The organism is Cognatilysobacter terrigena (assembly GCF_004361065.1).
GTDB classification, from domain to species: domain Bacteria; phylum Pseudomonadota; class Gammaproteobacteria; order Xanthomonadales; family Xanthomonadaceae; genus Cognatilysobacter; species Cognatilysobacter terrigena.
In genome coordinates this window covers 1-2,737 of the sequence record NZ_SELT01000062.1, presented here as the reverse complement: position 1 = coordinate 2,737, position 2,737 = coordinate 1, and the positions used below count along the sequence as shown (strand labels likewise).

The 2,737-nt window shown below is 72.4% G+C and carries 1 protein-coding gene; it reads left to right on the top strand.

Annotated elements, in window-relative coordinates:
• Positions 1-2,737, top strand: a 2,737-nt coding sequence (locus tag EVS83_RS15355; protein ID WP_133502054.1) for a putative Ig domain-containing protein, incomplete at both ends; no start/stop codon positions are given.

Sequence of the window (2,737 nt, the reverse complement as noted above, 5' to 3'; positions counted from 1 at the left end):
GCCCGACGCGCCGACCGGGGCGAGCGCCGTCGCCGGCGATGCGCAGGCCACGGTGTCGTTCGTCGCACCTTCGAACACGGGCGGTGCGGCCATCACGGCGTACACCGTGACGTCGAATCCGGGCGGCATCACCGCCACCGGTGCGTCGAGCCCGATCGTCGTCGCCGGCCTGTCGAACGGCACCGCGTACACGTTCACCGTCACCGCCACGAACAGCGCGGGCACCGGTGCCGCGTCGGCCGCGTCGGCCGCCGTGACGCCGGTGCCGCCGCTCACCGCCGGCCCCGTCAATGCGACCGTGCCGTACGGCGCGGGCGCCACGCCGGTGACGCTCGACATCGTCGGCACCGCGACGTCGGTGGCCGTCGTCAGCGCACCCGCGCACGGCACCGCCATCGCGAGCGGCACGACGATCACCTACCAGCCGAACGCCGGTTACGCCGGTGCCGACAGCTTCACGTACACCGCGACCGACGGCATGACCACGACGGCGCCGGCGACGGCGACGATCGCGGTCAACGATGCGGTGGTTACGGTCACCGCGTCGGGCAGCCTGGCGGCGACCGCAGGTGCGGCGTACACGCAGACGTTCACCTGGTCGGGCGGCCACGCGCCGTACAGCGCGTACCAGGTCACCGGCCTGCCGGCGGGCGTCGTGGTCACCGCGACATCCGGCACCAGCGTGACCATCGCGGGTACGCCGACCGACGTCGGCACGTTCAACATCGCCGTGCAGGCACGCGACAGCAGCACCGGCAATGGGCCGTACACCGCGGGCCAGACGTTCGCGCTCACCATCGCAGCACCCGCGCTGTCGCTGTCGCCCGCCACCGGCGCGCTGAGTGCCGACTACGGTGTCGCGTATACGCAGACCTTCGCGGTGTCCGGTGGTACCGGTCCGTACACCTACGCGGTGAGCGGCGCGCTGCCGACTGGTCTGTCGCTGAGCGGCGACACGCTGTCGGGTGTGCCCACGGCGCCGGGCAGCTACACGTTCACGATCACCGCGACCGACACCGGTTCGACCGGCGCCGGTGCGCCGTTCACCGTGTCGCGCGCCTACACGCTGCAGGTCGCCGCGCCCGGCATCGCGGTGTCGCCGTCGACGCTCGCCGCCGGCACCGCGACGAGCGCGTACAGCCAGATGCTGTCGGCCATCGGCGGCATCGGCCCGTACACGTATGACGTCAGCACGGGCGCATTGCCGGCCGGCGTGACGCTGGCCGCGGATGGCACGTTGTCGGGCACGCCGACCGCGTCCGGTCGTTTCACCTTCACCGTTCGCGCGACCGATGCGCATGCGCAGACGGGCACGCAGGCCTACACGCTCGACGTCGCGGCGCCTACGCTCGCGCTGTCGCCGGCAACGCTGCCGGGCGGCACCGCGGGTGCGGCGTACTCGCAGGTGCTGACGGTCAACGGCGGCATCGCGCCGTACACCGCGAGCCTCACCGGCGCGCTGCCGACGGGCATCACGTTCGACGCCGCAACGCGCACGCTGGCCGGCACGCCGACGCAGTCCGGCACGTTCGCCATCGACGTCACGGTGAGCGACAGCACGGCGGGCACGCCCGGCCGCGTGACCGCGCACTACGTGCTGACCGTCGCCGCGCCGACGCTCACGTTGAGCCCCACGACGGTCGCCGCAGGTACCGCGGGCGTCGCGTACACGCAGACGTTCGCCGCGAGCGGCGGCATCGCGCCGTACCGCTACGCCGTGGCAAGTGGCACGCTGCCGACCGGCCTCGCGCTCGACGCGAACACCGGCGCACTCACCGGCACGCCGACCGCGGCAGGCAGTTTCACCTTCGCCATCCGCGCGACGGACAGCACCACCGGCACGCCGGCGTCGGTGACGACGAGCTACACGCTCGCGATGTCGGCCCCGGTGATCGCGATCACGCCGACGACATTGCCGGCCGCCGTGGCCAACACCGCGTACACGCAGACGCTCAGCGCCAGCGGGGGCACCGGTCCGTATCGCTTCACCGTCACGACGGGCACGTTGCCGGCCGGCCTCACGCTCGCATCGAACGGCACGTTGTCCGGCACGCCGACCGCCGATGGCGCCTTCAGCTTCACCGTCACTGCGACCGACGCGCTCGGCTTCACCGCGACGCAGGCCTACGCGTTCACCGTCGCGCCGCGCCCGGATCCGTCGCGTGATGCGGAAGTGCGCGGCCTGCTCGACGCGCAGGCGCAGGCGACGCAACGCTTCGCCGACGCGCAGATCCGCAATTTCCAGACGCGCCTCGAAAGCCTGCATGGCGGTGGTCGCAGCGGCGGCCTGCAGAACGCCTTGACCTTCGCCGACAGCACGCACTGCAGCGACAACCCGCATGCCGACGACGCGTGCGGCACTGCGCGCATAGAGCGAAAGGGCATCGGTGCTGCGGACGCGGGCGGTGGCGACGTCGACGCGCCAGCCGCGGCGGCGCGTGATACGTCATCGGGCGTCGGCCTGTGGATCGGCGGCGGTCTGCGCTCGGGCAGCACGGGTGCGCGCGGCGGCTCGACCGGTTCGGACTTCGAAACCGACGGCGTGAGCTTCGGCGCCGACTACCGACTCGACGATGCATTCGCGTTCGGTGCCGGCCTCGGCTACGGGCGTGACGCCACCGATATCGGAAGTCACGACACGCGGACCACGAGCCGCTCGTATGCGATCGCTGCGTACGCGAGCTACCACCCCGGCGCGATGTTCTTCCTCGACGGCGTGCTCGGCTACCAGCGCCTG